Below are 26,657 nucleotides of genomic sequence, written 5' to 3'. Positions count from 1 at the left end.
TTAAGTGGCGCCAGATTAACCGGCGCAACTTAACTCATCCTTAATGGCTCACTGACACCAATCCACTTAGTACTTATGGTCGTTGAGCAGGTCCTGAACACTGGACGACGGCCAGCGTTTGTAGAACTTCAGCAGCTCGGCGGCACGGTTGGTGAAGATGCCATCGACGCCGGCCTTCATGACTTTCTCGAAATCCACCGGCTCATCCACGGTGTACACATGCACCAACAGGCCCTTGTCGTGGGTCAGCTTGTTCATTTCAGGCTTCACCAGGTCGGTGTAGCTCTGGTCGCCGTGGTCGGTCAGTTCAGCCGACGGGCCGGTGCCGATGGCGCCAAGGCTTTTGGCCTGGTCGACCCATTTTTCGAATTCGGCGGCGTCTTTCGGTTCTTGCTTGGCGTAGTAGGCAGCCTTGGTTGTTTCACCGGACTCGGCGAAGGTGACTTTGGATTTGGGCTCGATACTGCCTTCACCCACCCACAACAGCAGGATCTTCGGTGTGTTGGGCATTTCTTTCTGCAACTCTTGCAGGCTTGCAACTTCAAAGGTTTGCAGCACCACGCGGCCACGGCCTTGGCCGACGCCGGTGTTGCTCTTGCCCAGCTTGGAGCCGGCGGAACTCAGCCAGCCCTTGTCCAGCAGCTTGTTTTTCAGGTCGGCTTCGATCCCCGGGAACTGCTTGGGCTCCTTGGTCTCGATGTACAGGCCGGGTTTGTGCGAGGGGTTGCCTTCGGCGATCTTGATGATGTCGTCCAGGCTCAGGATCTTCAGGCCAACGAAGCCTGGGCGCGCGCGGTCCGGGTAGGCTGCGTTGAACCAGCTGCCGGCGTCGAGGGTTTGCAGTTCTTTCCAGGTGAACTCGTTGGCAGGCGCGTCTTTGCGCTCGGGGAACTTGGTGGCCACGTCGGTGGTGCGCTGCAGGTTGTTGTCGTGCAGGGCGAACAGCACGCCGTCCTTGCTGCGTTGCAGGTCCAGTTCCAGGTAGTCGGCCCCCAGGTCGCGTGCCACTTTGTAGGCGGCGGCGGTGGATTCAGGTGCGTCGTAGGAAGCACCACGGTGAGCGATCACGGCAGGGTAGGGTATGCCTTCGTTTGTTGCCAATTCAGCCGGGCTGACCGGGTCGGCAGCCTGTGCCTGGCCAAGGCCGAGCATCAACGCCAGCAGCAAGGCGCTCTTGGTAAACGTGACAGGCATATGCGAAGTCCTTTCGTGGAGGTAACTTTGAGAAGGTGTCCTTTTTAACAATTGATTGCGAAAGGCGCTATCACCAAACCGACATTAACGTGCGCGCGAGCCAATTTTGTCGGTTTTTTTGTGCTGCATTGCAGTATTCTTGGCCATAGCTGCCCCGTCAGAGGGCAGTATTTTTTGCCACGCGTGTAAACCATCTTTCCAGTCCCTATGGGACTTTTCAGTGAGGTTTACCATGCGCATCACTTCAGAACTTATCTGCCAGGCCGCCGACCAACTCCAGGGTTTTGTCGGCCTCAATCGCAAGACCGGCCAGTACATCGTGCGTTTCAGCGAAGATGCCTTCGGCATGGACGTGGCCGATGACGGCATCATTCCCACCGCCGAATTCGTCTGGCTACCGGCCGCCGACCACACCATGACCCTGTGCCGCGAACGCATACAGTTGCTGCTGGACCAGAACATCGATGACCGCATCAACATCACCGAACCGTTGCGGGTGTATATGCGCCGGGTGGAGATCCCGCAGATCAGTGCGTTGCGCAGTTTGGTGAGCTAGCCCGCAGCTTTTTCTGGTCGGTGAGGGTCAAATGAGGGGTAGTGTTTCAACGAGGGTAGGTGTACGCCCGCTCTACCTTGCATACCCGCGTGTGAAACGCTGTGTACCAAGTGGCCCGCCCTCGCTCACGCGCCTGCCGATGCTCGGCCTGCTGTTTCCAGGCCAGGATCGCCGCTTCGCTGGTCCAGTAGGACACTGTGATCCCCAACCCATCTTCTCGCGCCGACTCCACCCCGAGAAACCCAGGTTGTTCCGCCGCCAGTGCCAGCATCCGCGAGGCGGCCTCGCCATAACCCTGGTCGCCATCGGTACGCAGTGAGCTGAAAATCACCGCGTAATAAGGCGGGGCCGGTGTCTTGGCGATCATACCAATGCCCCTCGACACGCTTTGAGCAGGGCCAGTGCCAAGGGCGGGGTGATGCCGTTCAGCGCAGCGCGTTCAGGCTGGAACAGGGTGGCGACGAAGAACGGATGGTCGAGCAACTCCACGGCGCGCAGATCGCCCGCTGAATCGTGGCCGGTGGGAATCAGGTTGCCTTCAAGCAGTGCGCCAGCAAACGTGGGGTTGATGCCGTAGCGGCATCGATAGCCTTCGTGGATATCCACGCTGGCGTAGGCTTGGGCAATACGGGTGTAAGGGGCCAGGCGCACGGTGTCGTTCACTTCTACCAGGGAGCAGCTCAGGGGCGTGATGACGGCGCGTTCAGCGTCTGGAGCCAACTCGCCATGCTCTGCATCGGCCCAACCCAGTACGTTGCGGGCATATTCCAATACAGCATGTTGAAAACCACCGCATGTGCCGAGGAAAGGGCGTCTTTGCTCGCGAGCAAAACGGATTGCCCGCAGTGCGCCCTCGGTGTCGCGATAGGGGCTGGCGGGGACGCACCAGAATCCGTCAAAACCGTGCAGGGCAGAGGTGCAGGTGAGTGTGTCGGTGTCGAGCCATTGCACCTGGACGCTCAGACCCAGGGCGGCGGCGGCCTGCTGTAGCGCCAGCGGGATAGCCTGGTGGGCGATCACATCAGGGTTGTAGTCGCCGACCAGGGCGAGGTGCAGGGCGGGGGCTGTCATCATGTATGTCCCATGGCTTGTAGTGTGCTGATACCCACTATAAATTGGCGTTCGCGCAATCAATATTGGCATTTACGCACATGCTCAATGCAGCCACGCACTATCAACTTGACTACCCCGACCTGTCATTGATCCTTGCCCTGGTGCGTGGCGGCACCTTGGCACGGGCGGCAGCGTTGCTGCGGGTGGACGTGTCTACGGTGTTCCGTGCGGTGCGGCGGTTGGAGTCGGCCCTGGGCCAGACCTTATTTGAAAAAAGCCGCGTCGGATACTTGCCCACCAGCCTGGCGAGCAACCTGGCGCAACAGGCCGAACGCGCAGAACTCGCATTGGAGGCTGCGCGCATTGGTGTGGAGCAGGGTGGAGAAGTGATCAGCGGCACCGTGCGCTTGACCTGCACCGACTCGGTGTTGCAAGGGTTGCTGCTGCCGGCCCTGGCGCAGTTCATGCCGGCCTATCCAGCACTGGTCCTGGAACTGAGCACGTCCAATGACTTCGCCAACCTCAGCCGTCGTGATGCGGATATTGCCCTGCGCCTGACCAGCAAACCGCCGGAGCATCTGGTCGGACGTTGCCTGGGAACTGTTGCGTACCAAGTGTACGCCAGTGCCGACTATGCTCATCGGCATGCAGGCCAGGCGCTGGCCGACCTGGCCTGGATCGCTCCGGACGACTTTTTGCCCGACCACCCCACGGTAGCCTGGCGCCGTGAACATTTGCCAGGTGTGCGTCCCAGTTATTGCTGCAACAGCATGCAGTCGGTGACTGAACTGGTGCGCGCCGGGTTGGGTGTGGCGGCGTTGCCGGATTTTCTAATGGGCAAAGGCTTGCAAGCACTGAGCCCTGCATTGGTAGGGCACGACACCGCGCTGTGGCTGTTGACACGGCCTGATTGCCGGGCATTGCGCTCGGTGGTCACGCTGTTTGATGAACTGGGGCGGCATGTGCGCGGGCGGCGAAGTTAGGCTTTACGCACAAACTGCGCATGCATTTCGCACGTCAGGGTCTCGATGCGCTCGGTCAGTTGCTTGGTCATTTCCGTCAGCCGGGTATTCTGCTCCAGCAGTTCCATCAATTGCTTGGTGGTCTGGGCCGCCTGGGCCTGGCGTTCGGTGTTGGCGGTGGCGAGGGCTTCGCGGTGCTGTGCGTCGGCGTCGGACTGAGCTTTATCCCGCGCCGCCTGGCGCGTCTGGGCCAGCAGGATCAGCGGCGCGGCATAAGCCGATTGCAGGCTGAAGGCCAGGTTGAGCAGGATGAACGGGTAGACGTCGAAGTGGGTGACGCCGGTCACATTCAACACCACCCACAAAACGACGATCGCGGTTTGTGCGCCCAGGAAGGTCGGGGTACCAAAAAAGCGTGCGAAGGCCTCGGCTTTGAGGGCAAAGGTGTCGTTGCCAAAGGTCGGCGCCAGGTGCGCGTGACCGCGGTGGAAACGCAAGTGGTCAGTGGGGGCGGATTCGGGTTTGTCTGGGGTCATGGCGGGCTCGAGTGCTTAGCGTAAAGACAACCAACACTATAGACCGAGCCCACCAGCCACCGACATGAAGAACCGGTCAGCGATTGCCCCGGTCGTTGGCGAACGCGCTCACCGCCTGGACCGCTTCGCCGGTGCCTTCGCGAATCTGCAGGATCACTGTGCCCGCCTGGTTGGCCAGTTCTACGCCGTGGGCGGCACGGTCGCGGGTGGCGTCCATGCTGTCGATGGCTTGGCGGGTTTCGTCCTGGATCATGGCGATCATGCCGGAAATTTCGGCGGTGGAGCCGCTGGTGCGCGCCGCCAGCTGCCGCACTTCATCGGCCACCACGGCAAAGCCACGGCCCTGCTCGCCGGCGCGTGCGGCTTCGATGGCGGCGTTGAGGGCCAGCAGGTTGGTCTGGTCGGCGATGCCGCGAATGGTGTTGACGATGGCGGTGATCTGTTGCGAGCGCTCGCCGAGCTTGGCGATCAGTTGCGAGGATGTGTCGATATCCCGAGCAATTTCGCGCATACCGGTAGCGGTTTTCTGGATCACCTCGGCGCCTTTTTCGGCCATCTCCTGGGTGCTCAATGACAGGTGATAAGCCTGGGCCGCGCTCTGCGCCTCGGTGGCATGTTGTTGGACCCGGGCGGTAACATCGGAGGAGAACTTCACCACTTTGCACAGGCGCCCGCTGGCGTCGTACACCGGGTTGTAGTTGGCTTCCAGCCACACCACCTGGCCGTTTTTATCCACCCGCTCGAACTGGCCATTGAACAGCTCGCCCTGGTTCAAGCGTTTCCAGAACTCGCTGTAGGCTGCACTGTTGGCCAGTTCGGGTGTGCAGAACAGGCGGTGATGCTTGCCCTGGATCTGCGCCAGACTGTACCCCATGCGCTGCAGGAAGTTCGTGTTGGCGGTGATGATGGTGCCATCGAGATTGAACTCGATCATCGCCATGGCGCGGTCGATGGCTTGCAGCTTGGCGTTGGCTTCACTTTCGGCTTGCAGGCGTGGGGTGACATCCATGGCGTACTTCACCACTTTGGTCACGTGACCGGCTTCATCGCGTACCGGGTTGTAGCTGGCTTCCAGCCACACCGAATCACCCTTGGCACCCACCCGCTCAAAGGTGCCTGACTGAAATTGGCCGTTGCGCAGCTGCGTCCACAGTTGGTTGTACTCGGCGCTGCGGGCGAACGCGGGGGTGCAGAACATCCGGTGGGACTGGCCCAGGACCTGTTCGGCGCGGTAACCCATGGTCTTGAAGAAGTTCTCATTGGCCCGCAGCACAGTGCCTTGCAGGTCGAATTCGATGACGGCCATGGAGCGCTCGATGGCATCCAGCAGGCTGGCCTGTTGGGCAATGCTGTGTTGCAGGGTGCTGATGGTTTTCTTGTGGGTGTTAAATAGCATGTTAGAGGGCTCGGGCATGCAAGCATATGCGGTATCCATGTATTTGCGCCTGACCCCGTAGGGCCCCAGGCCTTACGGTTGACTTGCTCATTGCCAGCTTCCTGATGCTGACAGAGGGGGTGGAACAAGGGGTTCAGAGTGATCAGCCGGCCCAGAAGTTCGCTGCTTGAGCAGGGGCATTTTCGGGTAGCCGACCAATGGCGGCATTATGCTATTGCGGCAGCCTCGCCGACGAAGATTCGGACGAGGTGTTATCAGACAACTGCGGCTGAACAGGCGATCTTCGATCGCTGGTCCTGACGCGGTTGCGGCCGCTGTTCTTGGCAGCGTACAGCGCGCGATCCGCAGCGTTGAGCCACATGACCGCATCCTTGAAGGCCGGTTGAAAATCCGCCAGGCCGATGCTCAGGCTCACGCGTAATTCGGGGATGTGCGCAGTGCGGTAGTTACTGAATTTTTCGCGCATCTGTTCCATGAGTCGCGCAGCATCTTGCAAGGGCATTTTCGGAAGGATCACACAGAACTCGTCACCTCCGTAGCGGCCGGCGAGGTCTTCTTCGCGCAGGTGCTGGCGTAATTCCTGGCTCAACTGGCGCAGTACCGCATCCCCGACGGTATGGCCGTGCATATCGTTGATACGCTTGAAGTGGTCGATATCGATCAGGGCAATGGTCGCCTGGCTTTGTTGCTGTTGGCACTTATGGAACTTGAGGTTCAGCAGGTCTTTCCATGAGCCATGGTTGAGCAGGCCGGTCAGGCTGTCGATACGGCTCAGGGCGCTGAGGGCGCGTTTATGTTGCGACAGTTTGATTGCCAACTGATAACAGACCATGCCGATGGCCATCGGGTAGAGCGTCAGCATCGGCAAGCAGGTGTAGACCTCGGAAAGGCTGACGCTGGAATCGAACTTGACCCCGAACAGGCTCCAGGCTATCGCGATGCCGGCGGCTTGTGCGAGCAGCCCATGCAGGAGCAAGCGTGTGCCACCGGCAGCCACGTTATTCATGGCCATCATCGACAGAATGGTGACGGCCGTCAGTGGCGAAAACTGGGTGGCCGCTGCCCAGAAACCGCCCGACAATGAGTCATACAGCAGGTTGCGCCGTTCGGCTTGATAGGGAAACGGCGAATGGGTCGAGATCAGATAAGCCACGTGCGGCCAGGCAAGGCCATTGAACAACAACAACGCCCATACCCAGCCTGGCATTGACAAGGGATACAACGCGCCGATTACGCTGATGCTACCGATACCCAGGCCGATGATCCTTGGCTTGTAGATACGTCTGGCAAATGAAAGCCCTTTGCCTCGTCTGTTTTCCATAGTGTCCTGGGTCAGCTGTTTTTTGTTTTTGCAGGTGCGACAGCGTGCGTCAACGGTCGGCGTCGATGATCGGATAATAGCGGCCGATATTGTCGATTATTCCTGTAGGAATAATCAGTGTCCTTTCAGGCCATTTGCGCAAAACAGCGGGTGAATGCGCCAAAAGCGACCTTTAATGTCGCGCCGGCAACAGGTCCTGATGCAGGGGCGGGGTGCGCACTTCGTAGCCGGCGAGGAACAGGTCGATTGCAGATTCGATGACGTTGGCCTGGGCGGCCACATCGAGGGTGGGCTGGCCGAGCGTGATTTGCGGCCAGAAGGCAAAGGCCTTGAGCAGGCTCTGGATCTGGTGAGCCGCGAAAGCTGGATCGGTACAGTTGAGGCGGCCGTCTTCCTGGGCAGCGCGCACCCATTGGGTAAAACCTTCTTCCCGTGCGCTGAGGCGATTGACCATATCTTGCGCACGTTCGGGCGAATGGATGGTGGCAGCAATGGCCACGCGCGCCAGGTCGAGGAAGTTGGCGTCCGACATCATCTTCATTTTTGCTTCCAGCAACTTGCGCAGTTGATCGCGCAGCGGCTGGTCGCTGGCGTAGTTCACGTCCAGTTGGGCAACGCTGCTGGCCCACAGTTGGCTCAGGATCTCGGCGAACAGCTCTTCCTTGCTGGGAAAGTGGTTGTACACCGTGCGCTTGGAAACGCCGGCGGTGGCGGCGACTTTGTCCATGCTGGTGACCTCGAAACCGTTCTCGCGAAATTCGGCAATCGCCGCCGCCACGATGGCGTCGCGTTTACGCTCGGTGAGGCGCTTGGGGGCAGTCATGGATGGCATTCGACTCAATCAGGAAATTACACTCAGCAGTTTACTTGCTCCGGATTTTGTTGCAATGTAGAAACTACACTGTGCAGTGTAATTCTTCTTCGTACTGTAGGAGTCACTCGGTAATGGCCACGATTTCAACCCGTGTCGACCCTGCGCCTGCAGCGCTCCAGCCTGCGGGGCAGGACCAGGGGCACTTCACCAATGACGCCCCGGTGCAACACGGCGGTTTTGGCAAAACCTTGCGCATTTTCTGGAACATGCTGTTCAACAAACCACGCACTACGCGGCCAGTGGGGCCGATCCCGGTGCAGCCACTGACACGCGAGCAGTTGTTGGCGGCACCCGACCACACGGTGTTCCGCCTTGGGCATTCGACGGTACTGCTGAAGATGCGCGGTAAATTCTGGGTCACCGATCCGGTATTCGCCGAGCGCGCGTCACCGTTCAGTTGGGCAGGCCCCAAGCGTTTCCACGCCCCACCTATCAGCCTTGAAGCGTTGCCACCGCTGGAGGCGGTGATTCTTTCCCACAACCACTATGACCATCTTGACCACGAGGCTGTGGTGCAACTGGCTGGTAAGACCCGCTACTTCCTGGCGCCCCTGGGCGTGGGCGAGACGCTGATCAAATGGGGGATCGATGCCAATAAAGTCCGTCAGCTGGATTGGTGGCAGGGCACGGAAGTCGATGGTATTCGTTTTATCGCTACCCCGGCACAGCATTTTTCCGGACGCGGCCTGTTTGATAGCAACCAGACCCTGTGGTGTTCCTGGGTGATGATCGACGATGCGCGGCGCATCTTCTTCAGTGGCGACACTGGCTATTTCGATGGTTTCAAGCGCATTGGCGAGCAGTACGGCCCGTTTGACCTGACCCTGATGGAGACCGGCGCCTACAACGTCGATTGGCCCCATGTGCACATGCAACCGGAGCAAACCTTGCAGGCGCATATCGATCTCAAAGGGCGCTGGTTGTTGCCCATTCACAACGGCACCTTCGATCTGGCATTCCATGCCTGGCACGAACCCTTCGACCGCATCATGGCCCTGGCCTGGGAGCGCAATGTATCGATCACCACCCCGGCGATGGGGCAGGCGTTTCGCTTGAACCAGCCCGAGCGCGGCCATGCGTGGTGGTTGGAGGTGGAGACTGAGGGTACGCAGGAGCGCCTCGCCAGCTGACAGCGATGGCCGCGGAAAAAGGAGTTTTCAAGCTGTTTCAAGGCTGCGACAGGCGCCAGTCAAGGGTGCGATGATCTCCGAGAATCTATTTTCGGGGTAGTTCCGATGGAAAGTGAATGTAGCAAATATTGGCGAGTCGGCATGGCGTGCCCATCCAAGCAATTGGCGCCGGGGCTCGACGAGCCCGCTGCGAGTATCCATCCTGCTACTGGCCCTACAAACTCACGCAGCATCGCTTTTGGTGCCGATCCTGCTTTGGCCACCAGCATACCAATCCCCGGCTATAACGCACCGGCTCTTCCCCTGAAACCTACGCGCGATCCCTCGTTGTCGTTGATTGCCTTGAGCGGCCTGGAGCCCTCAGGGCCGGTGATGGTCGAGGTGCCGCTGGTACAGAACAACAGCACTTTCAGCGCTGCCTCGACGTTGAGCGGCAGGCGCGTGGGGTTCGCCCAGCGGTGGAGGCATGATCAAACACCGATCGAACACGGGGTGGCATTCTTGCGCGCGTTGGATGTTCTGCGCCGGGCCGGAACCAACTTGGTCCCGGTGCCTGCGCGCCACGCCGATGACCCGCGCCCTGGCGGCAATGAAATCGATGAGCTTGTGCGCGCGTACCAACTGGACGCTCTGGTGGCCGATAGCCAGAACGCCGCCTTCCACGACGCATGCTGGAGTGGCTACCCAAGGCTTAACGAACCGCTTGAGGATGGTGCAGTGTTGTGGTTCTACGGTGCGCGGTGGTCGAAGGATTCCCTTACGGCACTCGTACTGGGATACCGCAGTGCTCGACGTCTGGGAGTACAGGAGGTGCTGAACAATCCAACTGGATGAACTACCGATGTCGCGCTTCTTGGCGGGAGGGGAGTTTTTAGACTGGCACCTGGGTCAATCGGGATCCTTCGCCATTTCTTCCTCTCGCAGGAGATATTTCATGTTTGGTATCGGCTCTGGTGTAAGTTTTTTTGTTAACTACTCGCATAACACTTTGCCTGTTCAATCGTCGCCAGCGATTTCAAAACCTATCCCCGCCGGGACGGAATATGCCAGTGTGCGCGAACTGGCTGAGCAGATGTCGCGACCGGGAGGCATCACCTCGCAAGGGCTGGTCAATTATTTTCAGGAGCGCATCCGCACGCTGGATCCGCAGCTGAGTTCTGTTATTGAACTCAACCCGCAAGCGCTTGAAAGCGCCCGCACGCTGGACCAGGAACGGGCCAATGGCAAGGTGCGCGGACCACTGCACGGAATACCTATCTTGCTCAAAGACACCATTGAGACTACAGGCATGCAAACCAGTGCAGGTGCCTTTGCTCTGGTAGGGGAGGCGGCGGGTAAAAACGCTCCATTAGTTGAATACCTGATCAGCCAGGGCGCCGTGATTCTCGGTAAAACCAACATGACGGAGCTGGCCGGTTTTCGCGGCGCTCCCGATGGCTGGAGTACCCGCGGTGGTCAGACTCGCAACCCACATCATCCGGACGCGCAGGTGGGTGGTTCCAGTTCCGGCTCGGCCGCAGCCGTCGCCGCAGGGTTGGCCCCCTTGGCGGTGGGGGCCGAAACCAACGGCTCGATTATCGTGCCCGCAGCGTTTAATGGTGTGGTTGGGCTCAAGCCCAGCGTCGGTTTGTTGGACCGCAATGGCATTATCCCGGCTAGCCAGCACCAGGACACACCGGGCCCGATGGCACGGTCGGTGTTCGATGCGGCGCTGATGCTCAACGCCATGTCTGGCCGCGACCTCCACGATCCGGCGAGCTTGGGCGCTCCAGAAGGGGTTGATTACACGCAGTTATTGGTACCTGGTGCGTTGAAGGGCAAGCGTATTGGATATCCCAAGACGTTTTCTGCAAACGGTGAAGTTCAGGCTGTGGAAAATAGTGCGCAATTCAGCAAAGCACTGGAGGTGCTTGAGGCACAAGGGGCGGTTTTAGTGCCGATTAACCTGCGTATGGCAGATGAGTCACGCTATGAAGAACTGTTGTTATCGGATGTAAACGAAGAGTTGAATGGCTACTTGGCCAAGCGCACGGGATTGCCAGTCAAGTCACTGGCTGAGCTGATCAAGTTCAACGAAGACCGTGACGGCACGGATACCGATCATCAGCCCCTGCTCAAGCAGATCAATGCCTCCACACTGGCGCCAGAACAGCGCGAAAGGGCGTGGGAAAAACTGATCGAGGATTTTCGCAGCAGCGTGGATGAGCCGATCAAGACTTATAAACTGGACGCCATAGTGTCGGATTTTGATACCAACAGTTACTTCGGCGTAGCAGCGGCCGGCTACCCAGGTATCACCGTACCCTCCGGCACGAACGAAGACGGTTTACCCACGGCCGCCCACTTCTTCGGCACCCGTTGGAGCGAGCCCACGTTGTTGGCGGTGGCCCACGGGTATGAGCAGGCCGCACAAACGGCAACCAAGCCTGGGCTTTGATCGGTCAGGTCATTTTGCATCGCAAAAGGAGTGCCGGGCACTGAACCTGCCGGCCTGAAACTTCACGGTTTACACTCAATGCCATGGAGGGACGCCATGGCATACAGAATTCATATCCTCGGCGCAGCGGGCACCGGTTGCACTACCTTGGGCAAGGTATTGGCCGAGCACCTGAATATTGCCTGTTTCGACTCCGATTTCTATTACTGGCAGCAAACCCTCGAACCCTTTTCCATCGCCCGGCTCCGGGACGAACGCCTCCGCCTGCTGCAGGAACACACCGCCGGCCATCAAGGCTGGGTATTGTCGGGGTCACTCTGCGGCTGGGGCGACGCGATGATCCCGCTATTCACCCATGTGGTGTTCCTGCGCGTAGAACCGCAAGTGCGCCTGCAACGCCTGCGCCTGCGAGAAGCGCAGCGCTACGGGGAGCAGATTCTGGAAGGTGGCAGCCGCCATCAAAACAGTGTCGCCTTTCTCACCTGGGCCGCACGCTACGATACTGGCAATCACAGCCTACGTAGCCTGCGTCGGCATGAAACCTGGTTGAAACCGTTGAGCTGCCCGGTGATCCGGCTGGACGCTACGCACCATTCGGTTGAGGAGTTGGTGAATCAACTGACGCCGTTGTTGAACCCATCAACCGAGAAATGAGGCCTGGTGCTGTGGGCTCGGCGGTTACGGTGTCAAATCGGCGCACACTCATGCCCCACCCCGGCGCAAACCCCGGGAAGAACACCAGCCCTTGCGCCTCCAGGCAAAACGCCAGGATCAGGCGGGTTTCATCGTCGACTTCGCCGTGGGCCTCCAATTGTTGAATCGCCTCTACCGCCACGCCCGCCTGGCGAGCCAGATGTTCGCGGCTCCAGCCCAGCATAACGCGGGCCTGTGCGCAGTGTTTGGCGGTGAATTGGTGCAGGACGATCTGCTGTTCTACGAAAGAGCTCATTGCCAGAGAGGACATGGGGGTTCTCCAGGTTCGACGGGGGAGGCGCAACTATACTGTGTTTTTGTACAGTTGTTTGTACCGCTCATCATCTGGATTTTTTCGTCGCTGTTTCAACGCCCAGTTATTCCATTCCCGACGCCTCCCGGATAATCAGATGATCCAGGTTCTCGATATTCGCACTGAATACCCCGAACGTTTGCTCGGGGTTTTTCTTGCTGGGCACCTGCTTGAGTTCCGGTGTCACTCCGTAGAAGAAACAATACAGCGGTCGCTCGCTGCTGGCCGCTGCCTTGATCTGCTCCAGGAAAACCGTGCGCTTGCGGTAGCTTTCGATGAGCTTTTTGTTCAGGTAGACGTTGACCGAATAAGGCTTCTTGTCGAGCCACACTTTCTTTTCGAAATCGATGCGAAAGCTGCTGGTGTAGTCTTTGATTTCCTTGATCTTGCCCCAGTAGATCAGGCCCTTGTTGTCTTGCAGGTATTCGATTTTCTTGAAGAACGACCAGTAAGTCGCCGTGTGCTCACCAATCTTCAAGGGCATGGCCTTGAGCTTGTCCTTGTCATCGATGTTCGACACATAGCATTCCACCGGATGGGCGAACACGCTGGTTTTGTCCGGGGTTGTGTCGCTGCTGACATGGGATTTCTCAACGCGATTTGAAGGCGTTTTCGTTGGCTCTTGTGGGGCGCCTCCATCGATGCCGGCAGCAGGTGTTTTACGTTCGTACTGACGGCGTGTCAGTACCAATTCCGATGGGAAGTTGTCCTCGCGCTCGTCCTCACTTTCACCGGCCGCGGTCTTTTGGCTGCTGGCATAGCGACAGCCTTCGATATGCCGGGTGCCGGGTTTGTTCTTGAAGTGTGGGGTGCGCAGGTAATTGACGTTCTTGGCGTTGAAGGTGCTCAACACATTGCCGGCGTCGAACGCTGCGCGGCACGCGTCGTTGGGGCAGAGGAAGCGGTCCTTGTCGGAATCGAAGTCAGCGGTTTCGTCGAAATTCAGCTCTCGTACGTCGTAGATCGACAACTTGTCATCGAGAGCCAGGCTGTAGGCCGTGTCGAATTTCATGGGGCTCGGTCCGTGGGAATTTGGCTATTAATAGCCGGATCCTGTGTAAATATCAGCAAGAACCTGCAATGCGTCGTCCGCTCAAGAAGCCTGACGGTAAAAGCGTCTGCAACGGCTCTCGGCGTAGACCCCAAAACCACGACGTAAACACCATTCCACTGAGATGCACGGATCAAATGTGGGAGCTGTCGAGCCCCAGCGAGGCTGCGAAGGGATCGCCTCGGTCCCCTCCGCCAACCCCACCCACCCGCATCACCGCTGCAACCGAGCCCGCTTTTTCTTCTTCGCATGAAAGTGCCGAAAATGCGCATCCTGCGCCGCGGCCAACAACTCCCGATCCCCACGCGTATCGCCCCAGGCCCTGAGCCGATACTCCCCCAGGTCGCCATACACGGCCTCAAGCCGCAGCACCTTATTCTCACAACGGCAGTTATTCCCGGTGAGCTTGCCGGTCAACACCCCGTCGACCACCTCAAGCTCAGTCCCGATCAACTTGATCCCAAGCCGATCGGCAAACGGCTGCAACACCAACGCCGGCGACGCCGAGCACAACGTCACCACCGCCCCCGAGCCCAACTCCTGCTCCACCGACAACACCCCAGCCGGGCGCATCAACCGCGCCCAATTACGCTGGCAATACTCCTCGGCCTTCTGCTGCACCCACGTCTTCTGCACCCCGGTCATAAAGGTGCGAATCAACTGCGCCTTCAACTCATCCCGGCTGATCTGCCGCACCAAGAAGCGCAGCCCAGGCACCGCCAGCTTGACCATCCGGCCATAAAACTCACCGGGGCCAAAGGCAAACTTGAGGAAGGGCACGAAACTGTCGTGGTGGGTGAGGGTGCCGTCGAAGTCAAAGACGGAGAGTACTTTGGCGTCGATGGGGCCGGCTTCGAGCATGTCTGGGTTCACGGGTTGGCCTCGGTCCTATCTAGTATTTTTTGTGCGTGCATCAGGTGTGACAGCAGGAGTCTACTCCCGTGCCAATCTTCCGATTTTGGCGTAAAGCCCTTCGGTGAAAGCGTCCCGATCACTCGACCGGTGACAACGCTGATGGCAGTTGGGGCACAAGGCTACAGCATTGGTGATGCGATCCGAACCCTTCCGGGCCAGGTGCTTGACGTGATGTACTTCAAGAAAAGGCAAACCGTCGACCTCGAACGGCGCGTTTGAGCCACAGCCTTCGCAGATGCCGTTGGCTTCTTTGAGCACCCAAGCACGTACCTTTGGGTCGCGGACAAAAGCGGTGCTGACGATCGAGACTTTCTGCGGCTGGGCAATGCCGTCCGGTAGCTTAGGGAAAGGTTGTTGCTGCAGTTTGGACGCGCGGCGGATAAGCGTTTGCTCGTCTGCTGTTTGGGCTGCGTCTTCGGATTCGAATACACCCTGCGCGGCTAGGGCTTGGCGGATGCGTTGTTCGACGCCTGTGCCCACGTTCTTTGCAGGTTTATAGCCTTCGATACGGTCCCAGCCCATGCGGACGAGCACGGTGGAGATATTTTGCATGCGGAATTCGATGGAGCCCTTTGCACGGCCTGCCACCGGGCCTTCGCGTAGAAGGCGGTTTTCGAGGGCTTTGTTGAAAGGTTGGCCGCTCTTTTCCAAGGCCAACATCTTTAGGTAAGCCTCGACCGCCGCTGCCAGCTCCGAGTCGCTCCAATCCGTTTTGTCTTTCGTAATATCCATACAGCCGCCGAGGGTAGAAAACCCTCGGACGATACTGAGTAGCCATTATTGCGTCTACGAAATTTCCTACGGATCGGTCGGAGATGGCGGTCGTCTTCGTTAGTAAATTCGCTGCTTGATTCGGAAAAATTGTATGAGCTTGCGCCACCACGGCGTCTTAGCTGACTGTCTCCGGTAGGTTCTATTCACCAGCAAATACGGCATATCCCGCAGGCGTATCCAGCCTTCATCCTGCCAATGCAGCAAATTCAGTGACATTTCTGGCCAGTCCAACATGCTCAACAAGGGGGCGTTCCACTGCACGGAGCTGACGCTGGTCGCGTAAGGCCGGAACCACTTCGTGAGTCAGCCAGCTTCGCAACAGACGGTTTCCTGGTACGTAGTGATAGACCAGCAACGCATAGGCGCCGGACTCACTAATCATCAGCATCTCTTCCGGTTGGCCGTGGAACAGCAGTTTTACGGTTCTCTTTTGATCTTCATCGAGCTTACGAGTAGTTCGCTCATCCAAATGCCACCCCATCAAACGCCCAAGTTCTCGAGCGCAGAACCAGGGTTGGTTTTCTAGGAGAAGAGTATGTAAATGAAGATTGTGACGAGTGAAGACGACGGCGATAAACGGTTCGGGTGCGGCTATTTCTGTGGCGGCCGGTAAGTTGGATAGATGTTGACTGGACATTCCCTATGACCTCTACGTGATTTTTGAAGGGCCAACCCAGCGTAGAGAGTGCAGTTTAAGAAACTCCAACCAGCGAACCTTCATTACCGCGTTAATTCCGCACGACTGAGACCGAACGGGATTTTTGCTGTGTGATTAAGGCTTGCTTCTACGTTGGGCGTTTCTTAGGCACCGGCTGATGAGCCTAGATAACATCGAAATTTGCATCAACCATTCCATGGATGATCTTCTTGTAGGAAGGGGCTTGTTCTATTCATTGAGTATAAAAAAGCCCTGAACAAGTCAGGGCTCTTGAATGTTACCTGGCGTAGGAATCAATCCCAGCTCAACGCGCCGCCAGTTTGATACTCGATCACACGGGTCTCGAAGAAATTCTTCTCTTTCTTCAAGTCCATGATCTCGCTCATCCACGGGAACGGGTTAGTCGTGCCTGGGTACTCTTCCTTCAAGCCAATCTGCGACAGGCGACGGTTGGCGATGAACTTGAGATAGTCCTCCATCATCGCCGCATTCATGCCCAACACACCGCGAGGCATGGTGTCGCGAGCGTATTCAATCTCCAGCTGCGTCCCCTGCAGAATCATCTGGGTCGCTTCTTCCTTCATCTCGGCATCCCACAAGTGCGGGTTTTCGATTTTGATCTGGTTGATCACATCGATACCGAAGTTCAGGTGCATCGACTCGTCGCGCAGGATGTACTGGAACTGCTCGGCCACGCCGGTCATTTTGTTGCGGCGGCCCATGGACAAAATCTGGGTGAAACCGCAGTAGAAGAAGATGCCTTCCAGTACGCAGTAGTAGGCGACCAGGTTACGCAGCAGTTCCTTGTCGGTCTCGACGGTGCCGGTTTCGAACTTCGGATCGGAGATCGAGCGGGTGTACTTGAGGCCCCAGGCTGCCTTTTTGGCGACCGATGGAATCTCGTGGTACATGTTGAAGATCTCGCCTTCATCCATGGCCAGCGATTCGATGCAGTACTGGTAGGCGTGGGTGTGGATCGCTTCTTCGAATGCCTGGCGCAGGATGTACTGGCGGCATTCCGGGTTGGTGATCAGGCGGTACACGGCCAGCACCAGGTTGTTGGCAACCAGGGAGTCGGCGGTGGAGAAGAATCCGAGGTTGCGCATGACGATGCGGCGTTCGTCGTCGGTCAGGCCTTCAGGGTTTTTCCACAGGGCGATGTCGGCGGTCATGTTGACCTCTTGCGGCATCCAGTGGTTGGCGCAGCCGTCGAGGTACTTCTGCCAGGCCCAGTCGTACTTGAAGGGTACGAGTTGGTTGAGGTCGGCGCGGCAGTTGATCATGCGTTTTTCGTCAACGGCGACGCGGGCGGCGGAGCCTTCCAGCTCAGCGAGGCCTTCGGCGACGTCGAGTTTGTCCAGGGCGGCCTTGGCGCGCACGATGGCGGCCGAATCACTGGCGGTGACGGCGCGGGCTTCGATGGCGGCAGCGGCGCCGGCACCGTCGAGGCGGTCCATGTTGGCTTCGGTGGCGTGGCCGGCGTTGGCGCCTTTAGCGGCTACTTCGCCTTCTTCTTCTTTGTCGAATTCGTCCCAGCTCAGCATGACGTGTCGTCTCCTGCGTGAGGGCTCAAAGGTGCCCGTGTGAAACCGGATGGTTGGGTGTTCACACGGCCCAATGGCCGCGGTGGATCTTAAGGAATCGTTTGTTGCAGCTAGCGCACGCATTAAACGGAATAGGGCTACGGGTGCTCTGCGTGAGGCTTGAGGTGCGCAGCGGTAGGTGCAAGCTCGCGCGGGATGCCTCAGGTCTGGCTCTTCGTCCCAGTGTAAAGGGATATTGCAGGCCCGATTTACCCGCGCATTATAGGGAAAAAATTGGGTTTGTGTTGCGGCGGATGGTCACTTGAGCGCGCCAAAATGACGTGGTTTTCGGCCAGAGCGAGTGTTTGCAAGGCTTTGCTGGGGATGGAAATTTCTGGCGGGTGTTGGGAGAAATTTTATGGGGAGGGGAGGGAGCAGGTGAGAAGGGCTGTATGGGACGTCGTGGCTGAAACCGCCATCGCAGGCAAGCCAGCTCCCACATTTGATTTGCGGTGTATTCGAGGTGGGTTCTTGGCCGCAAGATTGATTTCTTGCGGCGACCAAGATCCGGGTTGAATCTAAATAACCAAGTTGTTATCCGTTAGAGCAACCATTGCCCATCACTTGATAGTTGAGGATGTGTCGTTGACCTTGGGAGTCTTCATATTCCATCTTTACCGGAACAACTTCACAGACTTCCGGAATACTGCTCATGGACAATACTTTAGCCACATCCAAGTGAGTGCTGTAGGTGTAGTCCTCAACGATCGGGGCGTTGTGGCCGGCCAGCTCAGTCGGGGCTTCGTCGGCCAGGGCGGCGGTGGCGCACAAGCTGCTGAGGGCCATAACTAATAGAGCTTTCATTTCTTCATTACCTTCTTCAGGGCGAAAGGGGTCACGGGGCCCTTGTGAGGCCGCGTGTGTAACTTAAAAGTTGGGAAGTTCGGATTAACGTGCCTTCGTGGGGGCTGTTACGGTGTTAATCACGGTGCCTTGGTTGGCGGAAGTGATTCTAAGCCTGCGCGTTATATTCATATACCCGTGCTTTTGATAAACACCTTTGGCGGTTTTTGTAACAATCGGTCGATCAAAGTTTTTTCAGCCACCCGCAAAGCGCCACAGGCTGTGGGCCAGAGCGGTTACCCGGCATAGCAGGGTAATTTGTAGGGTCTTGTTACTACCATCGTCGAATGGTTCTATAGGCCCACCCCGGCTACAACAGGGGCCATACAACAACAACTATGTCACCGAGGTAAGAAAGATGAGTGCGGCTTCCCTGTACCCTGTTCGCCCCGAAGTAGCAGCCAACACGCTGACCGACGAGGCAACCTACAAGGCCATGTACCAGCAGTCGGTGGTCAACCCCGATGGCTTCTGGCGTGAGCAAGCCAAACGCCTTGACTGGGTCAAGCCTTTCACCGCGGTGAAGCAGACCTCGTTCGACGACCACCATGTCGACATCAAATGGTTTGCCGATGGCACCTTGAACGTTTCCTACAACTGCCTGGACCGTCACCTTGCCGAACGTGGTGATCAGATCGCGATCATCTGGGAGGGCGATGACCCTGCCGAGAGCCGCAATATCACCTACCGCGAACTGCATGAAGAAGTCTGCAAGTTCGCCAACGCCTTGCGTGGCCAGGATGTGCACCGCGGTGACGTGGTGACTATCTATATGCCGATGATTCCCGAAGCCGTGGTCGCCATGCTGGCCTGTACCCGCATCGGTGCGATCCATTCGGTGGTGTTCGGCGGTTTTTCCCCGGAAGCCCTGGCCGGTCGGATTATCGACTGTAAGTCGAAAGTGGTGATCACCGCTGACGAAGGCATCCGCGCCGGTAAGAAGATTCCGCTTAAGGCTAACGTCGACGATGCGCTGACCAACCCGGAAACCAGCAGCATCCAGAAGGTTATTGTGTGCAAGCGCACCAATGGCGCGATCAAGTGGAACCAGCATCGCGACATCTGGTACGAAGACTTGATGAAAGTGGCGGGCACCGTGTGTGCGCCAAAAGAGATGGGCGCCGAAGAAGCGCTGTTTATCCTCTATACCTCCGGCTCTACCGGCAAGCCTAAAGGCGTGCAGCACACCACCGGCGGCTACTTGCTGTATGCCGCCCTGACCCACGAGCGAGTATTCGACTACCGTCCCGGCGAAATCTACTGGTGCACCGCCGACGTTGGCTGGGTCACCGGCCACACCTATATCGTCTACGGCCCGTTGGCCAATGGCGCGACTACGCTGCTGTTCGAAGGCGTGCCGAACTACCCGGACATCACCCGGGTGGCGAAGATCGTCGACAAGCACAAGGTCAACATCCTCTACACCGCACCCACTGCGATCCGCGCCATGATGGCCTCCGGCACTGCCGCCTGCGAAGGCGCCGACGGCAGCAGCCTGCGCCTGCTCGGCTCGGTGGGCGAGCCGATCAACCCGGAAGCCTGGGACTGGTACTACAAGAATGTCGGCCAATCCCGTTGCCCGATTGTCGATACCTGGTGGCAGACTGAAACCGGCGCGACCCTGATGAGCCCATTGCCGGGCGCCCACGCGCTCAAGCCAGGCTCGGCCGCGCGGCCTTTCTTTGGTGTAGTGCCGGCGCTGGTGGACAACCTCGGTAACATTATTGAAGGCGCTGCCGAAGGCAATCTGGTGATCCTCGATTCGTGGCCTGGCCAGGCGCGTACCCTGTACGGCGACCATGACCGTTTTGTCGATACCTATTTCAAGACCTTCCGCGGCATGTACTTCACTGGCGATGGCGCCCGTCGCGATGAAGATGGCTACTGGTGGATCACCGGTCGTGTGGATGATGTGTTGAACGTGTCCGGCCACCGCATGGGCACTGCCGAGATTGAAAGCGCCATGGTTGCCCACCCGAAAGTCGCCGAAGCCGCGGTGGTGGGTGTGCCGCACGACATCAAGGGGCAGGGCATCTATGTGTATGTCACGCTCAAGAATGGCGAAGAGCCCAACGAAGCGCTGCGCCTGGAGCTGAAAAACTGGGTGCGCAAGGAAATCGGCCCGATTGCTTCACCGGATGTGATCCAGTGGGCGCCGGGGCTGCCGAAGACACGGTCGGGGAAAATCATGCGCCGCATTTTGCGCAAGATCGCTACGGCTGAATACGATGGGCTGGGGGATATTTCCACCCTGGCGGATCCAAGTGTGGTGGCGCATTTGATTGAGACGCACAAGACCATGAACGTCGCGTAAGCGCGGATAGTCAAATAAAGCCCCATCCGGTTTAAGCCGGATGGGGCTTTTCTACAGGATCTAACAATCACCAGATATCCAGTGTGGGAGGGGGCTTGCTCCCGATAGCATCAGGTCTGTGCCAAATATACTGGCTGACCCGCCGCTATCGGGAGCAAGCCCCCTCTCACATTTGGAGCGCATTTTAACCACCAAGCCAATAAATATCGGTTTTTGCTGTGGGACGTTTCAGAATGTTACCGGCTGGTGCAAATGTGTAACCCCGCATCAAAACCTGAGGCGATGGACCACGCTTGCGCCCCTGAAAACCGCGTTTTAGACCCCCTGATAAATTAGATTAAACGCCACACTTGCCGTGCTAGAAGGGTTTGCGAATAATAGGCCCGCAATTTGCAGCATCATCAGGTTTAATATCTTTTGTCTCTGCATAAATCTCAGAGGCTGTCAATGAGCTGGAACCGCTTTCTCAGTGCTTCTGTAAATTGTTGTCGCATTGAGGAAATATCGGCTTCCGGCCTGTCGTTAGAATGCCGATCACTCGCTCGTCGTCGCAGGTGTCGCCCGCGCAGGACGCAGCCCCGCTATTCGGTTACACCTTCGCGCATCGTGGGCCATGGCTCATACTGCTGTTTTTGCCCTATACCGATGGAGTCCCAAGATGAAGAAACTCGTGCTGTTGGGCGCCCTGGCGCTGTCCGTGCTGTCCATGCAGGCTTTCGCCGAAGGCAAGCCACTGAAAATTGGTATCGAAGCAGCTTACCCTCCGTTTGCTTCGAAGGCACCGGACGGCAGCATCGTCGGGTTTGACTACGACATCGGCAATGCGCTGTGCAAGCAGATGGACGTCAAGTGCACTTGGGTCGAGCAAGAGTTCGACGGCCTGATCCCTGCACTGAAAGTGCGCAAGATCGACGCGATCCTGTCGTCCATGTCCATCACCGAAGACCGCAAGAAGTCCGTGGACTTCACCACTCGCTACTACCTGTCCCCAGCGCGCCTGGTGATGAAGGAAGGCACCACCGTCAGTGACAGCCTGGATGAATTGAAGGGCAAGAAGATCGGTGTGCAGCGCGGTTCGATCCACGACCGTTTCGCTCGTGAAGTCCTGGCGCCAAAAGGTGCGGATATCAAGGGTTACAGCACCCAGAACGAAATCTACCTGGACGTGGCCGCCGGTCGTCTCGACGGTACCGTGGCTGACGCTACCCTGCTGCAGGACGGCTTCCTGAAAACCGACGCCGGCAAAGGCTACGCTTTTGTAGGCCCGTCGTTCACCGAAGCCAAATACTTTGGCGACGGCATTGGTATCGCAGTGCGCAAAGGCGACAAGGAAAACCTTGAGCGCATCAACGCAGCGATTACCGCGATTCGTGCCAACGGCGAATACAAGAAAATCCAAGACAAATACTTCGACTTCGATATCTACGGCGCTGATGCCAAGTAAATAGTCGCAGCTGTCTGTCCGAAATGGCGCAAGCACCAGTCATTCTGAAGTTTGCGCCATTTTTTCATCCCCCTTTTCGAGGACCTGAATCATGTTGAAAGGCTACGGGGCCGTTATCCTCGATGGCGCATGGTTGACGCTTCAGCTCGCCTTGTCGTCCATGGCCTTGGCCATTGTTCTGGGTCTGATCGGGGTCGCGTTACGCCTGTCGCCGGTGCGCTGGTTGGCTTGGCTGGGTGACTTGTACTCCACGGTGATCCGCGGGATCCCCGACCTGGTGCTGATCCTGCTGATTTTCTATGGCGGCCAGGACTTGCTCAACCGCGTCGCGCCGCTATTGGGCTTTGACGACTATATCGACTTGAACCCCTTGGCCGCCGGTATCGGCACCCTGGGTTTCATCTTTGGCGCCTACCTTTCGGAAACTTTCCGTGGCGCCTTCATGGCCATTCCCAAGGGCCAGGCTGAAGCCGGCCTGGCGTATGGCATGAGCAGCTTCCAGGTGTTTTTCCGGGTGATGGTGCCGCAGATGATTCGGCTGGCGATCCCCGGGTTTACCAACAACTGGCTGGTATTGACCAAGGCCACCGCGCTGATTTCGGTGGTGGGTTTGCAAGACATGATGTTCAAGGCCAAGCAGGCGGCCGATGCCACCCGCGAACCTTTTACCTTCTTCCTCGCAGTGGCGGCGATGTACCTGGTGATCACCAGTGTGTCGTTGCTGGCCTTGCGTCATCTTGAGAAGCGCTACTCGGTAGGCGTAAGGGCGGCTGATCTATGATCTTCGACTACAACGTCATCTGGGAGGCCATGCCGCTGTACCTTGGCGGCCTGCTGACCACCCTGAAACTGCTTGCCATTTCGCTGTTCTTCGGCCTGCTCGCGGCCTTGCCTTTAGGCTTGATGCGGGTGTCCAAGCAGCCGGTCGTCAATGGCGTGGCCTGGCTCTACACCTACGTGATCCGCGGCACGCCGATGCTGGTGCAGCTGTTTTTGATCTACTACGGCCTGGCGCAGTTCGAAACAGTACGCGAGAGCTTCCTGTGGCCACTGCTGTCCAGCGCGACCTTCTGCGCCTGCCTGGCCTTTGCGATCAATACCAGCGCCTACACCGCCGAGATTATCGCCGGTAGCCTCAAGGCCACGCCTAACGGTGAGATCGAAGCGGCCAAGGCCATGGGCATGTCGCGCTACAAGCTGTACCGCCGCATCCTGTTGCCATCGGCCCTGCGCCGCGCACTGCCGCAGTACAGCAATGAAGTGATCATGATGCTGCAGACCACCAGCCTGGCGTCCATCGTCACGCTGATCGACATCACCGGTGCCGCGCGTACGGTCAATGCCCAGTATTACCTGCCGTTCGAAGCCTATATCACCGCCGGCGTGTTCTACCTGTGCCTGACCTTCATTCTGGTGCGCCTGTTCAAGTTGGCCGAGCGCCGCTGGCTGAGCTATCTGGCTCCACGGAAGCACTGATATGGAACGTATCGATCATCTGCTGCCCTGGGGGCACCTGGGCTGTGAGCGCCAACTGAGCGTATTTCGCTTCGGCAGCGGCGAGCGCAAGGCCTATATCCAGGCCAGCCTGCACGCTGATGAGTTGCCGGGTATGCGTGCCGCATGGGAACTGAAAAAACGCCTCACCGAGCTGGAACAGCAGGGCGCCCTCAACGGCGTGATCGAGCTGGTGCCGGTAGCCAACCCGATGGGCCTTGGCCAGCTGTTGCAAGGCAGCCATCAGGGGCGTTTCGAAGTGGGCAGCGGCAAGAATTTCAATCGCGACTTCGTTGAGTTGAGTGAGCCGGTCGCCGCGTTGCTGCAAGACAAACTGAGCGATGACCCGCACGCCAATGTGCGCATGATTCGCCAGGCCATGAGCGATACGCTCACCGCCTTGCCCGAGCCGAGCAGCCAGTTGCAAGGCATGCAGCGCATTCTGCTGAGCCATGCCTGCACCGCCGATGTGGTGCTGGACCTGCATTGCGATGCCGAAGCCGCGCTGCACATGTATGCGCTGCCGCAGCACTGGCCGCAGTGGCGGTCGCTGTCAGCGCATTTGAATGTGAAGGTCGGCCTGCTGGCGGAAGATTCCGGCGGCAGTTCGTTTGACGAGGCGTGCTCGTTGCCGTGGCTGCGTTTATCGCGCCTGTTCCCCGAGGCCCAGATTCCGTTGGCCTGTCTGGCGACAACGTTGGAGTTGGGCGGCCAGGCCGACACCGGCCGTGATGAAGCGATCTTCCACGCCGAAGGCATTCTGGCATTCCTCGCCGAACAGGGCTTGATCAGGGGCCAATGGCCCGCACCGCAACATGAACCTTGTGAAGGCATGCCCTTCGAAGGCGCCGAGTTGCTGTTCGCCCCCCATGCCGGTGTGATCAGTTACCTGCGTAAAGCTGGCGACTGGGTAGAAACCGGCGACGAGATTTTTGAAGTGATTGACCCCCTGACCGACCGCGTAAGTACCATTTGTGCGGGTACCTCAGGGGTGTTGTTTGCCGTTGAACGGCTACGTTATGCCCAAGCGGGTTTCTGGCTGGCCAAGGTGGCGGGGCGCGAAGCGCTGCGTCACGGGCGCTTGCTCAACGACTGACCACCTGTTTTTGTGAGAACCGACCGCATGTACAAGCTTGAAGTCCAAGACCTGCATAAACGCTATGGCAGTCATGAAGTGCTCAAAGGTGTGTCCTTGGCCGCAGCGGCCGGTGATGTGATCAGCATCATCGGTTCCAGCGGTTCGGGCAAAAGTACCTTTTTGCGCTGCATCAACCTGCTGGAGCAGCCCCACGCCGGCAAGATTCTGCTCAATAACGAAGAGCTGAAACTGGTGGCCAACAAGGATGGCGCCATGAAGGCTGCCGACCCCAAGCAACTGCAACGTATGCGTTCACGCCTGTCCATGGTGTTCCAGCATTTCAACCTGTGGTCGCACATGACCGCGATTGAAAACGTGATGGAAGCCCCGGTGCACGTGCTGGGCATGTCGAAGAAAGAAGCCCGTGAAAAGGCCGAGCATTACCTGGCCAAGGTCGGCGTGGGCCATCGTAAGGATGCGTTCCCCGGCCACATGTCCGGTGGCGAGCAGCAGCGTGTGGCGATTGCCCGTGCCTTGGCGATGGAACCCGAGGTAATGCTGTTCGATGAGCCTACTTCGGCGCTGGATCCGGAGCTGGTGGGCGAAGTGCTCAAGGTCATGCAGGACCTGGCCCAGGAAGGCCGCACCATGGTAGTGGTGACCCACGAAATGGGCTTTGCCCGTGAAGTGTCGAACCAGTTGGTGTTTTTGCACAAAGGCATTGTTGAAGAGCGTGGTAATCCGCGGGAAGTGCTGGTGAACCCGCAGTCCGAACGGTTGCAGCAGTTCCTCTCTGGCAGTTTGAAATAATCAAGGCTGCTTTTGTGCACCGGGATAGTGCATGCTCCGCAGTCTTGAGGTTAGCCCCGATCTCTTGTGGGAGCTGGCTTGCCTGCGATAGCGATGCATCAGTCAATGATGTGTTAACTGACCCACCGTCATCGCAGGCAAGCCAGCTCCCACTTTTGATCTCTGTTTGTTTTGGGATTTGTAGTTGATTACGGGCTAGCATTGGCCCACGGCTTCTTTCACTGTTTTCGCTCCGGATAGCACTCCATGACCGCCCACAAAATTGGTTTCCTGATTTGGCCCAGCACAAAAGCACTCACGCTTGCGCTGGCTGAGGAGGCCTTGCGCGTTGCTCAGCGGGTGCATCCGGATGTGGTCTACGAGTTGTCTTTTCTGCAGGCCGAGCCGCAAACCGAGGGGGCCTGGCAGTTGCCGGGCGAGCCGTGGGCCGGCAAGTTGGAAGGCTTTCAGAAACTGTTCCTGCTGGCGGATGAACCGCCTACCGTCATCGCGTCGCAGCTCAGCACTGCGCTCAAGCAGCTGGTTCGGGCCGGGTGCGTGATCGGTGGGTTATCGGCGGGTGTGTACCCGTTGGCCCAGCTTGGTCTGTTGGATGGTTATCGCGCTGCCGTGCATTGGCGCTGGCAGGACGATTTTGCCGAGCGCTTCCCCAAGGTCATCGCCACCAGCCATTTGTTCGACTGGGACCGTGATCGCCTGACCGCTTGTGGCGGCATGTCGGTACTCGACCTGCTGCTGGCGGTGCTGGCCCGCGATCACGGCGCGGAGTTGGCCGGTGCTGTGTCCGAGGAATTGGTGGTGGAGCGCATCCGCGAAGGCGGTGAGCGCCAACGTATTCCACTGCAAAACCGCCTGGGCTCCAGCCATCCCAAGCTGACCCAGGCGGTGCTGTTGATGGAAGCCAATATCGAAGAGCCGCTGACCACCGACGAGATCGCCCAGCACGTGTGCGTGTCGCGACGACAACTGGAACGGATCTTCAAGCAATACCTCAATCGCGTCCCCAGCCAGTACTACCTGGAACTGCGCCTGAACAAGGCGCGCCAGATGTTGATGCAAACCAGCAAGTCGATCATCCAGATCGGCCTGTCGTGCGGCTTCTCCTCGGGGCCGCATTTCTCCAGCGCTTACCGCAATTTCTTTGGCGCCACGCCGCGCGAAGACCGCAACCAGCGGCGCAGCAGCAGTCCCTTCGAGTTGTCGTCGGTGCCCTCAGAGCGCGGCTGAT

The 26,657-nt window shown here is 58.3% G+C and carries 26 protein-coding genes and 1 pseudogene; 13 read left to right on the top strand and 14 right to left on the bottom strand.

Annotation, left to right across the window (positions count from 1 at the left end; translation table 11 throughout):
- Window positions 1–66 precede the first annotated feature (66 nt).
- Complete coding sequence (locus J1G33_RS06645) at window positions 67–1,194, bottom strand: glycerophosphodiester phosphodiesterase (protein ID WP_032879803.1); 1,128 nt, start codon at window positions 1,192–1,194, stop codon at window positions 67–69.
- Window positions 1,195–1,426: 232 nt separating this feature from the next.
- On the opposite strand from J1G33_RS06645, the gene J1G33_RS06640 reads away from it, so the two are divergent.
- Window positions 1,427–1,750 carry a DUF2025 family protein gene (locus J1G33_RS06640; RefSeq protein ID WP_005790675.1) on the top strand — a complete coding sequence of 108 codons (324 nt, stop codon included), beginning with the start codon at window positions 1,427–1,429 and terminating at the stop codon, window positions 1,748–1,750.
- Window positions 1,751–1,796: 46 nt separating this feature from the next.
- Here the strand turns inward: J1G33_RS06640 and J1G33_RS06635 are convergent, their stop codons facing one another.
- Both J1G33_RS06635 and J1G33_RS06630 read right to left on the bottom strand, forming a co-directional pair.
- The gene (locus J1G33_RS06635) at window positions 1,797–2,117 is read right to left on the bottom strand and encodes an antibiotic biosynthesis monooxygenase (RefSeq protein WP_032879804.1); all 321 of its coding nucleotides are present in this window, start codon (window positions 2,115–2,117) and stop codon (window positions 1,797–1,799) included.
- Window positions 2,114–2,821, bottom strand: a complete 708-nt coding sequence (locus J1G33_RS06630) for a CTP synthase (RefSeq protein ID WP_032881250.1) — start codon at window positions 2,819–2,821, stop codon at window positions 2,114–2,116. Before J1G33_RS06630 ends, J1G33_RS06635 begins: the two co-directional genes overlap by 4 nt.
- 80 nt (window positions 2,822–2,901) lie before the next feature.
- On the opposite strand from J1G33_RS06630, the gene J1G33_RS06625 reads away from it, so the two are divergent.
- Window positions 2,902–3,786, top strand: coding sequence for a LysR family transcriptional regulator (locus tag J1G33_RS06625; protein WP_223017834.1), 885 nt, complete (start codon window positions 2,902–2,904; stop codon window positions 3,784–3,786).
- Here the strand turns inward: J1G33_RS06625 and J1G33_RS06620 are convergent.
- From J1G33_RS06620 to J1G33_RS06605, 4 genes are all read right to left on the bottom strand, one after another.
- A complete protein-coding gene (locus tag J1G33_RS06620; protein ID WP_032879806.1) occupies window positions 3,783–4,301 on the bottom strand; it encodes a DUF1003 domain-containing protein in 519 nt (172 codons plus the stop codon). The genes J1G33_RS06625 and J1G33_RS06620 overlap by 4 nt on opposite strands.
- 76 nt (window positions 4,302–4,377) lie before the next feature.
- Window positions 4,378–5,697, bottom strand: a complete 1,320-nt coding sequence (locus J1G33_RS06615; protein ID WP_223017833.1) for a PAS domain-containing methyl-accepting chemotaxis protein — start codon at window positions 5,695–5,697, stop codon at window positions 4,378–4,380.
- A 211-nt stretch (window positions 5,698–5,908) separates the two neighbouring features.
- On the bottom strand, window positions 5,909–7,018 hold the full coding sequence (locus J1G33_RS06610; RefSeq protein WP_248133904.1) for a diguanylate cyclase: 1,110 nt from the start codon (window positions 7,016–7,018) through the stop codon (window positions 5,909–5,911).
- 172 nt (window positions 7,019–7,190) lie between these two features.
- On the bottom strand, window positions 7,191–7,841 hold the full coding sequence (locus J1G33_RS06605) for a TetR/AcrR family transcriptional regulator (RefSeq protein ID WP_223017832.1): 651 nt from the start codon (window positions 7,839–7,841) through the stop codon (window positions 7,191–7,193).
- A 122-nt stretch (window positions 7,842–7,963) separates the two neighbouring features.
- Between J1G33_RS06605 and J1G33_RS06600 the strand changes: the two genes are divergently transcribed.
- The 4 genes from J1G33_RS06600 (at window position 7,964) to J1G33_RS06585 (ending at window position 12,113) form a co-directional block, all read left to right on the top strand.
- A complete protein-coding gene (locus J1G33_RS06600; RefSeq protein ID WP_078822123.1) occupies window positions 7,964–9,022 on the top strand; it encodes an MBL fold metallo-hydrolase in 1,059 nt (352 codons plus the stop codon).
- A gap of 141 nt (window positions 9,023–9,163) precedes the next feature.
- On the top strand, window positions 9,164–9,856 hold the full coding sequence (locus J1G33_RS06595) for a hypothetical protein (RefSeq protein ID WP_262416748.1): 693 nt from the start codon (window positions 9,164–9,166) through the stop codon (window positions 9,854–9,856).
- Between the two features lie 100 nt (window positions 9,857–9,956).
- Entirely contained in the window at window positions 9,957–11,459 is a 1,503-nt protein-coding gene (locus J1G33_RS06590) for an amidase family protein (RefSeq protein ID WP_223017830.1), read from the top strand.
- 96 nt (window positions 11,460–11,555) lie between these two features.
- Window positions 11,556–12,113 (top strand): AAA family ATPase, encoded by a 558-nt coding sequence (locus tag J1G33_RS06585; RefSeq protein ID WP_032879814.1) that lies wholly within the window; start codon window positions 11,556–11,558, stop codon window positions 12,111–12,113.
- Here J1G33_RS06585 and J1G33_RS06580 read toward each other — a convergent pair.
- From J1G33_RS06580 to J1G33_RS06550, 7 genes and pseudogenes are all read right to left on the bottom strand, one after another.
- Window positions 12,043–12,423, bottom strand: coding sequence for a helix-turn-helix transcriptional regulator (locus J1G33_RS06580; RefSeq protein WP_032803685.1), 381 nt, complete (start codon window positions 12,421–12,423; stop codon window positions 12,043–12,045). The two genes, J1G33_RS06585 and J1G33_RS06580, sit on opposite strands and share 71 nt — an antisense overlap.
- Window positions 12,424–12,529: 106 nt before the next feature.
- Window positions 12,530–13,477 carry a hypothetical protein gene (locus J1G33_RS06575; protein ID WP_078822120.1) on the bottom strand — a complete coding sequence of 316 codons (948 nt, stop codon included), beginning with the start codon at window positions 13,475–13,477 and terminating at the stop codon, window positions 12,530–12,532.
- A 252-nt stretch (window positions 13,478–13,729) separates the two neighbouring features.
- Window positions 13,730–14,377: an HAD-IB family hydrolase gene (locus J1G33_RS06570; protein ID WP_032879816.1), complete on the bottom strand. Its 648-nt coding sequence runs from the start codon at window positions 14,375–14,377 to the stop codon at window positions 13,730–13,732.
- Between the two features lie 72 nt (window positions 14,378–14,449).
- Window positions 14,450–15,163: an HNH endonuclease gene (locus tag J1G33_RS06565; RefSeq protein ID WP_223017829.1), complete on the bottom strand. Its 714-nt coding sequence runs from the start codon at window positions 15,161–15,163 to the stop codon at window positions 14,450–14,452.
- Between the two features lie 99 nt (window positions 15,164–15,262).
- Window positions 15,263–15,842: pseudogene (locus J1G33_RS06560) on the bottom strand (Bro-N domain-containing protein).
- 314 nt (window positions 15,843–16,156) lie between these two features.
- Window positions 16,157–17,407, bottom strand: a complete 1,251-nt coding sequence (locus tag J1G33_RS06555) for a ribonucleotide-diphosphate reductase subunit beta (RefSeq protein WP_032879817.1) — start codon at window positions 17,405–17,407, stop codon at window positions 16,157–16,159.
- Window positions 17,408–17,980: 573 nt separating this feature from the next.
- Entirely contained in the window at window positions 17,981–18,250 is a 270-nt protein-coding gene (locus J1G33_RS06550) for a DUF2790 domain-containing protein (RefSeq protein WP_032803681.1), read from the bottom strand.
- A 397-nt stretch (window positions 18,251–18,647) separates the two neighbouring features.
- Here J1G33_RS06550 and acs point away from each other — a divergent pair, with 397 nt between their 5' ends.
- The 7 genes from acs to J1G33_RS06515 all read left to right on the top strand — a co-directional run bounded on the left by acs (window position 18,648) and on the right by J1G33_RS06515 (window position 26,656).
- On the top strand, window positions 18,648–20,603 hold the full coding sequence (acs, locus tag J1G33_RS06545) for an acetate--CoA ligase (protein ID WP_005790645.1): 1,956 nt from the start codon (window positions 18,648–18,650) through the stop codon (window positions 20,601–20,603).
- 658 nt (window positions 20,604–21,261) lie between these two features.
- Complete coding sequence (locus tag J1G33_RS06540) at window positions 21,262–22,047, top strand: ABC transporter substrate-binding protein (protein WP_032879819.1); 786 nt, start codon at window positions 21,262–21,264, stop codon at window positions 22,045–22,047.
- Between the two features lie 91 nt (window positions 22,048–22,138).
- Complete coding sequence (locus J1G33_RS06535) at window positions 22,139–22,828, top strand: ABC transporter permease (protein ID WP_032879821.1); 690 nt, start codon at window positions 22,139–22,141, stop codon at window positions 22,826–22,828.
- Entirely contained in the window at window positions 22,825–23,523 is a 699-nt protein-coding gene (locus tag J1G33_RS06530) for an ABC transporter permease (protein WP_223017828.1), read from the top strand. The genes J1G33_RS06535 and J1G33_RS06530 overlap by 4 nt, the downstream gene beginning before the upstream one ends.
- A gap of 1 nt (window position 23,524) precedes the next feature.
- Window positions 23,525–24,637 (top strand): succinylglutamate desuccinylase/aspartoacylase family protein, encoded by a 1,113-nt coding sequence (locus J1G33_RS06525; RefSeq protein WP_223017827.1) that lies wholly within the window; start codon window positions 23,525–23,527, stop codon window positions 24,635–24,637.
- Window positions 24,638–24,664: 27 nt separating this feature from the next.
- Window positions 24,665–25,429, top strand: coding sequence for an ATP-binding cassette domain-containing protein (locus J1G33_RS06520; protein ID WP_032879827.1), 765 nt, complete (start codon window positions 24,665–24,667; stop codon window positions 25,427–25,429).
- Window positions 25,430–25,675: 246 nt separating this feature from the next.
- The gene (locus J1G33_RS06515; protein WP_005790635.1) at window positions 25,676–26,656 is read left to right on the top strand and encodes a GlxA family transcriptional regulator; all 981 of its coding nucleotides are present in this window, start codon (window positions 25,676–25,678) and stop codon (window positions 26,654–26,656) included.
- Window position 26,657: the final 1 nt, after the last annotated feature.

The sequence above is a fragment of the Pseudomonas sp. P867 genome, assembly GCF_019891455.1.
Taxonomy (GTDB): domain Bacteria; phylum Pseudomonadota; class Gammaproteobacteria; order Pseudomonadales; family Pseudomonadaceae; genus Aquipseudomonas; species Aquipseudomonas synxantha_A.
This window is presented reverse-complemented; position numbering and strand designations above follow the sequence as displayed.

Coding starts and splice junctions, on each gene's coding strand:
- J1G33_RS06645 (WP_032879803.1), bottom strand. CDS start 1,194: ATGCCTGTCACGTTTACCAAGAGCGCCTTGCTGCTGGCGTTGATGCTC.
- J1G33_RS06640 (WP_005790675.1), top strand. CDS start 1,427: ATGCGCATCACTTCAGAACTTATCTGCCAGGCCGCCGACCAACTCCAG.
- J1G33_RS06635 (WP_032879804.1), bottom strand. CDS start 2,117: ATGATCGCCAAGACACCGGCCCCGCCTTATTACGCGGTGATTTTCAGC.
- J1G33_RS06630 (WP_032881250.1), bottom strand. CDS start 2,821: ATGACAGCCCCCGCCCTGCACCTCGCCCTGGTCGGCGACTACAACCCT.
- J1G33_RS06625 (WP_223017834.1), top strand. CDS start 2,902: ATGCTCAATGCAGCCACGCACTATCAACTTGACTACCCCGACCTGTCA.
- J1G33_RS06620 (WP_032879806.1), bottom strand. CDS start 4,301: ATGACCCCAGACAAACCCGAATCCGCCCCCACTGACCACTTGCGTTTC.
- J1G33_RS06615 (WP_223017833.1), bottom strand. CDS start 5,697: ATGCTATTTAACACCCACAAGAAAACCATCAGCACCCTGCAACACAGC.
- J1G33_RS06610 (WP_248133904.1), bottom strand. CDS start 7,018: ATGGAAAACAGACGAGGCAAAGGGCTTTCATTTGCCAGACGTATCTAC.
- J1G33_RS06605 (WP_223017832.1), bottom strand. CDS start 7,841: ATGACTGCCCCCAAGCGCCTCACCGAGCGTAAACGCGACGCCATCGTG.
- J1G33_RS06600 (WP_078822123.1), top strand. CDS start 7,964: ATGGCCACGATTTCAACCCGTGTCGACCCTGCGCCTGCAGCGCTCCAG.
- J1G33_RS06595 (WP_262416748.1), top strand. CDS start 9,164: ATGGCGTGCCCATCCAAGCAATTGGCGCCGGGGCTCGACGAGCCCGCT.
- J1G33_RS06590 (WP_223017830.1), top strand. CDS start 9,957: ATGTTTGGTATCGGCTCTGGTGTAAGTTTTTTTGTTAACTACTCGCAT.
- J1G33_RS06585 (WP_032879814.1), top strand. CDS start 11,556: ATGGCATACAGAATTCATATCCTCGGCGCAGCGGGCACCGGTTGCACT.
- J1G33_RS06580 (WP_032803685.1), bottom strand. CDS start 12,423: ATGTCCTCTCTGGCAATGAGCTCTTTCGTAGAACAGCAGATCGTCCTG.
- J1G33_RS06575 (WP_078822120.1), bottom strand. CDS start 13,477: ATGAAATTCGACACGGCCTACAGCCTGGCTCTCGATGACAAGTTGTCG.
- J1G33_RS06570 (WP_032879816.1), bottom strand. CDS start 14,377: ATGCTCGAAGCCGGCCCCATCGACGCCAAAGTACTCTCCGTCTTTGAC.
- J1G33_RS06565 (WP_223017829.1), bottom strand. CDS start 15,163: ATGGATATTACGAAAGACAAAACGGATTGGAGCGACTCGGAGCTGGCA.
- J1G33_RS06555 (WP_032879817.1), bottom strand. CDS start 17,407: ATGCTGAGCTGGGACGAATTCGACAAAGAAGAAGAAGGCGAAGTAGCC.
- J1G33_RS06550 (WP_032803681.1), bottom strand. CDS start 18,250: ATGAAAGCTCTATTAGTTATGGCCCTCAGCAGCTTGTGCGCCACCGCC.
- acs (WP_005790645.1), top strand. CDS start 18,648: ATGAGTGCGGCTTCCCTGTACCCTGTTCGCCCCGAAGTAGCAGCCAAC.
- J1G33_RS06540 (WP_032879819.1), top strand. CDS start 21,262: ATGAAGAAACTCGTGCTGTTGGGCGCCCTGGCGCTGTCCGTGCTGTCC.
- J1G33_RS06535 (WP_032879821.1), top strand. CDS start 22,139: ATGTTGAAAGGCTACGGGGCCGTTATCCTCGATGGCGCATGGTTGACG.
- J1G33_RS06530 (WP_223017828.1), top strand. CDS start 22,825: ATGATCTTCGACTACAACGTCATCTGGGAGGCCATGCCGCTGTACCTT.
- J1G33_RS06525 (WP_223017827.1), top strand. CDS start 23,525: ATGGAACGTATCGATCATCTGCTGCCCTGGGGGCACCTGGGCTGTGAG.
- J1G33_RS06520 (WP_032879827.1), top strand. CDS start 24,665: ATGTACAAGCTTGAAGTCCAAGACCTGCATAAACGCTATGGCAGTCAT.
- J1G33_RS06515 (WP_005790635.1), top strand. CDS start 25,676: ATGACCGCCCACAAAATTGGTTTCCTGATTTGGCCCAGCACAAAAGCA.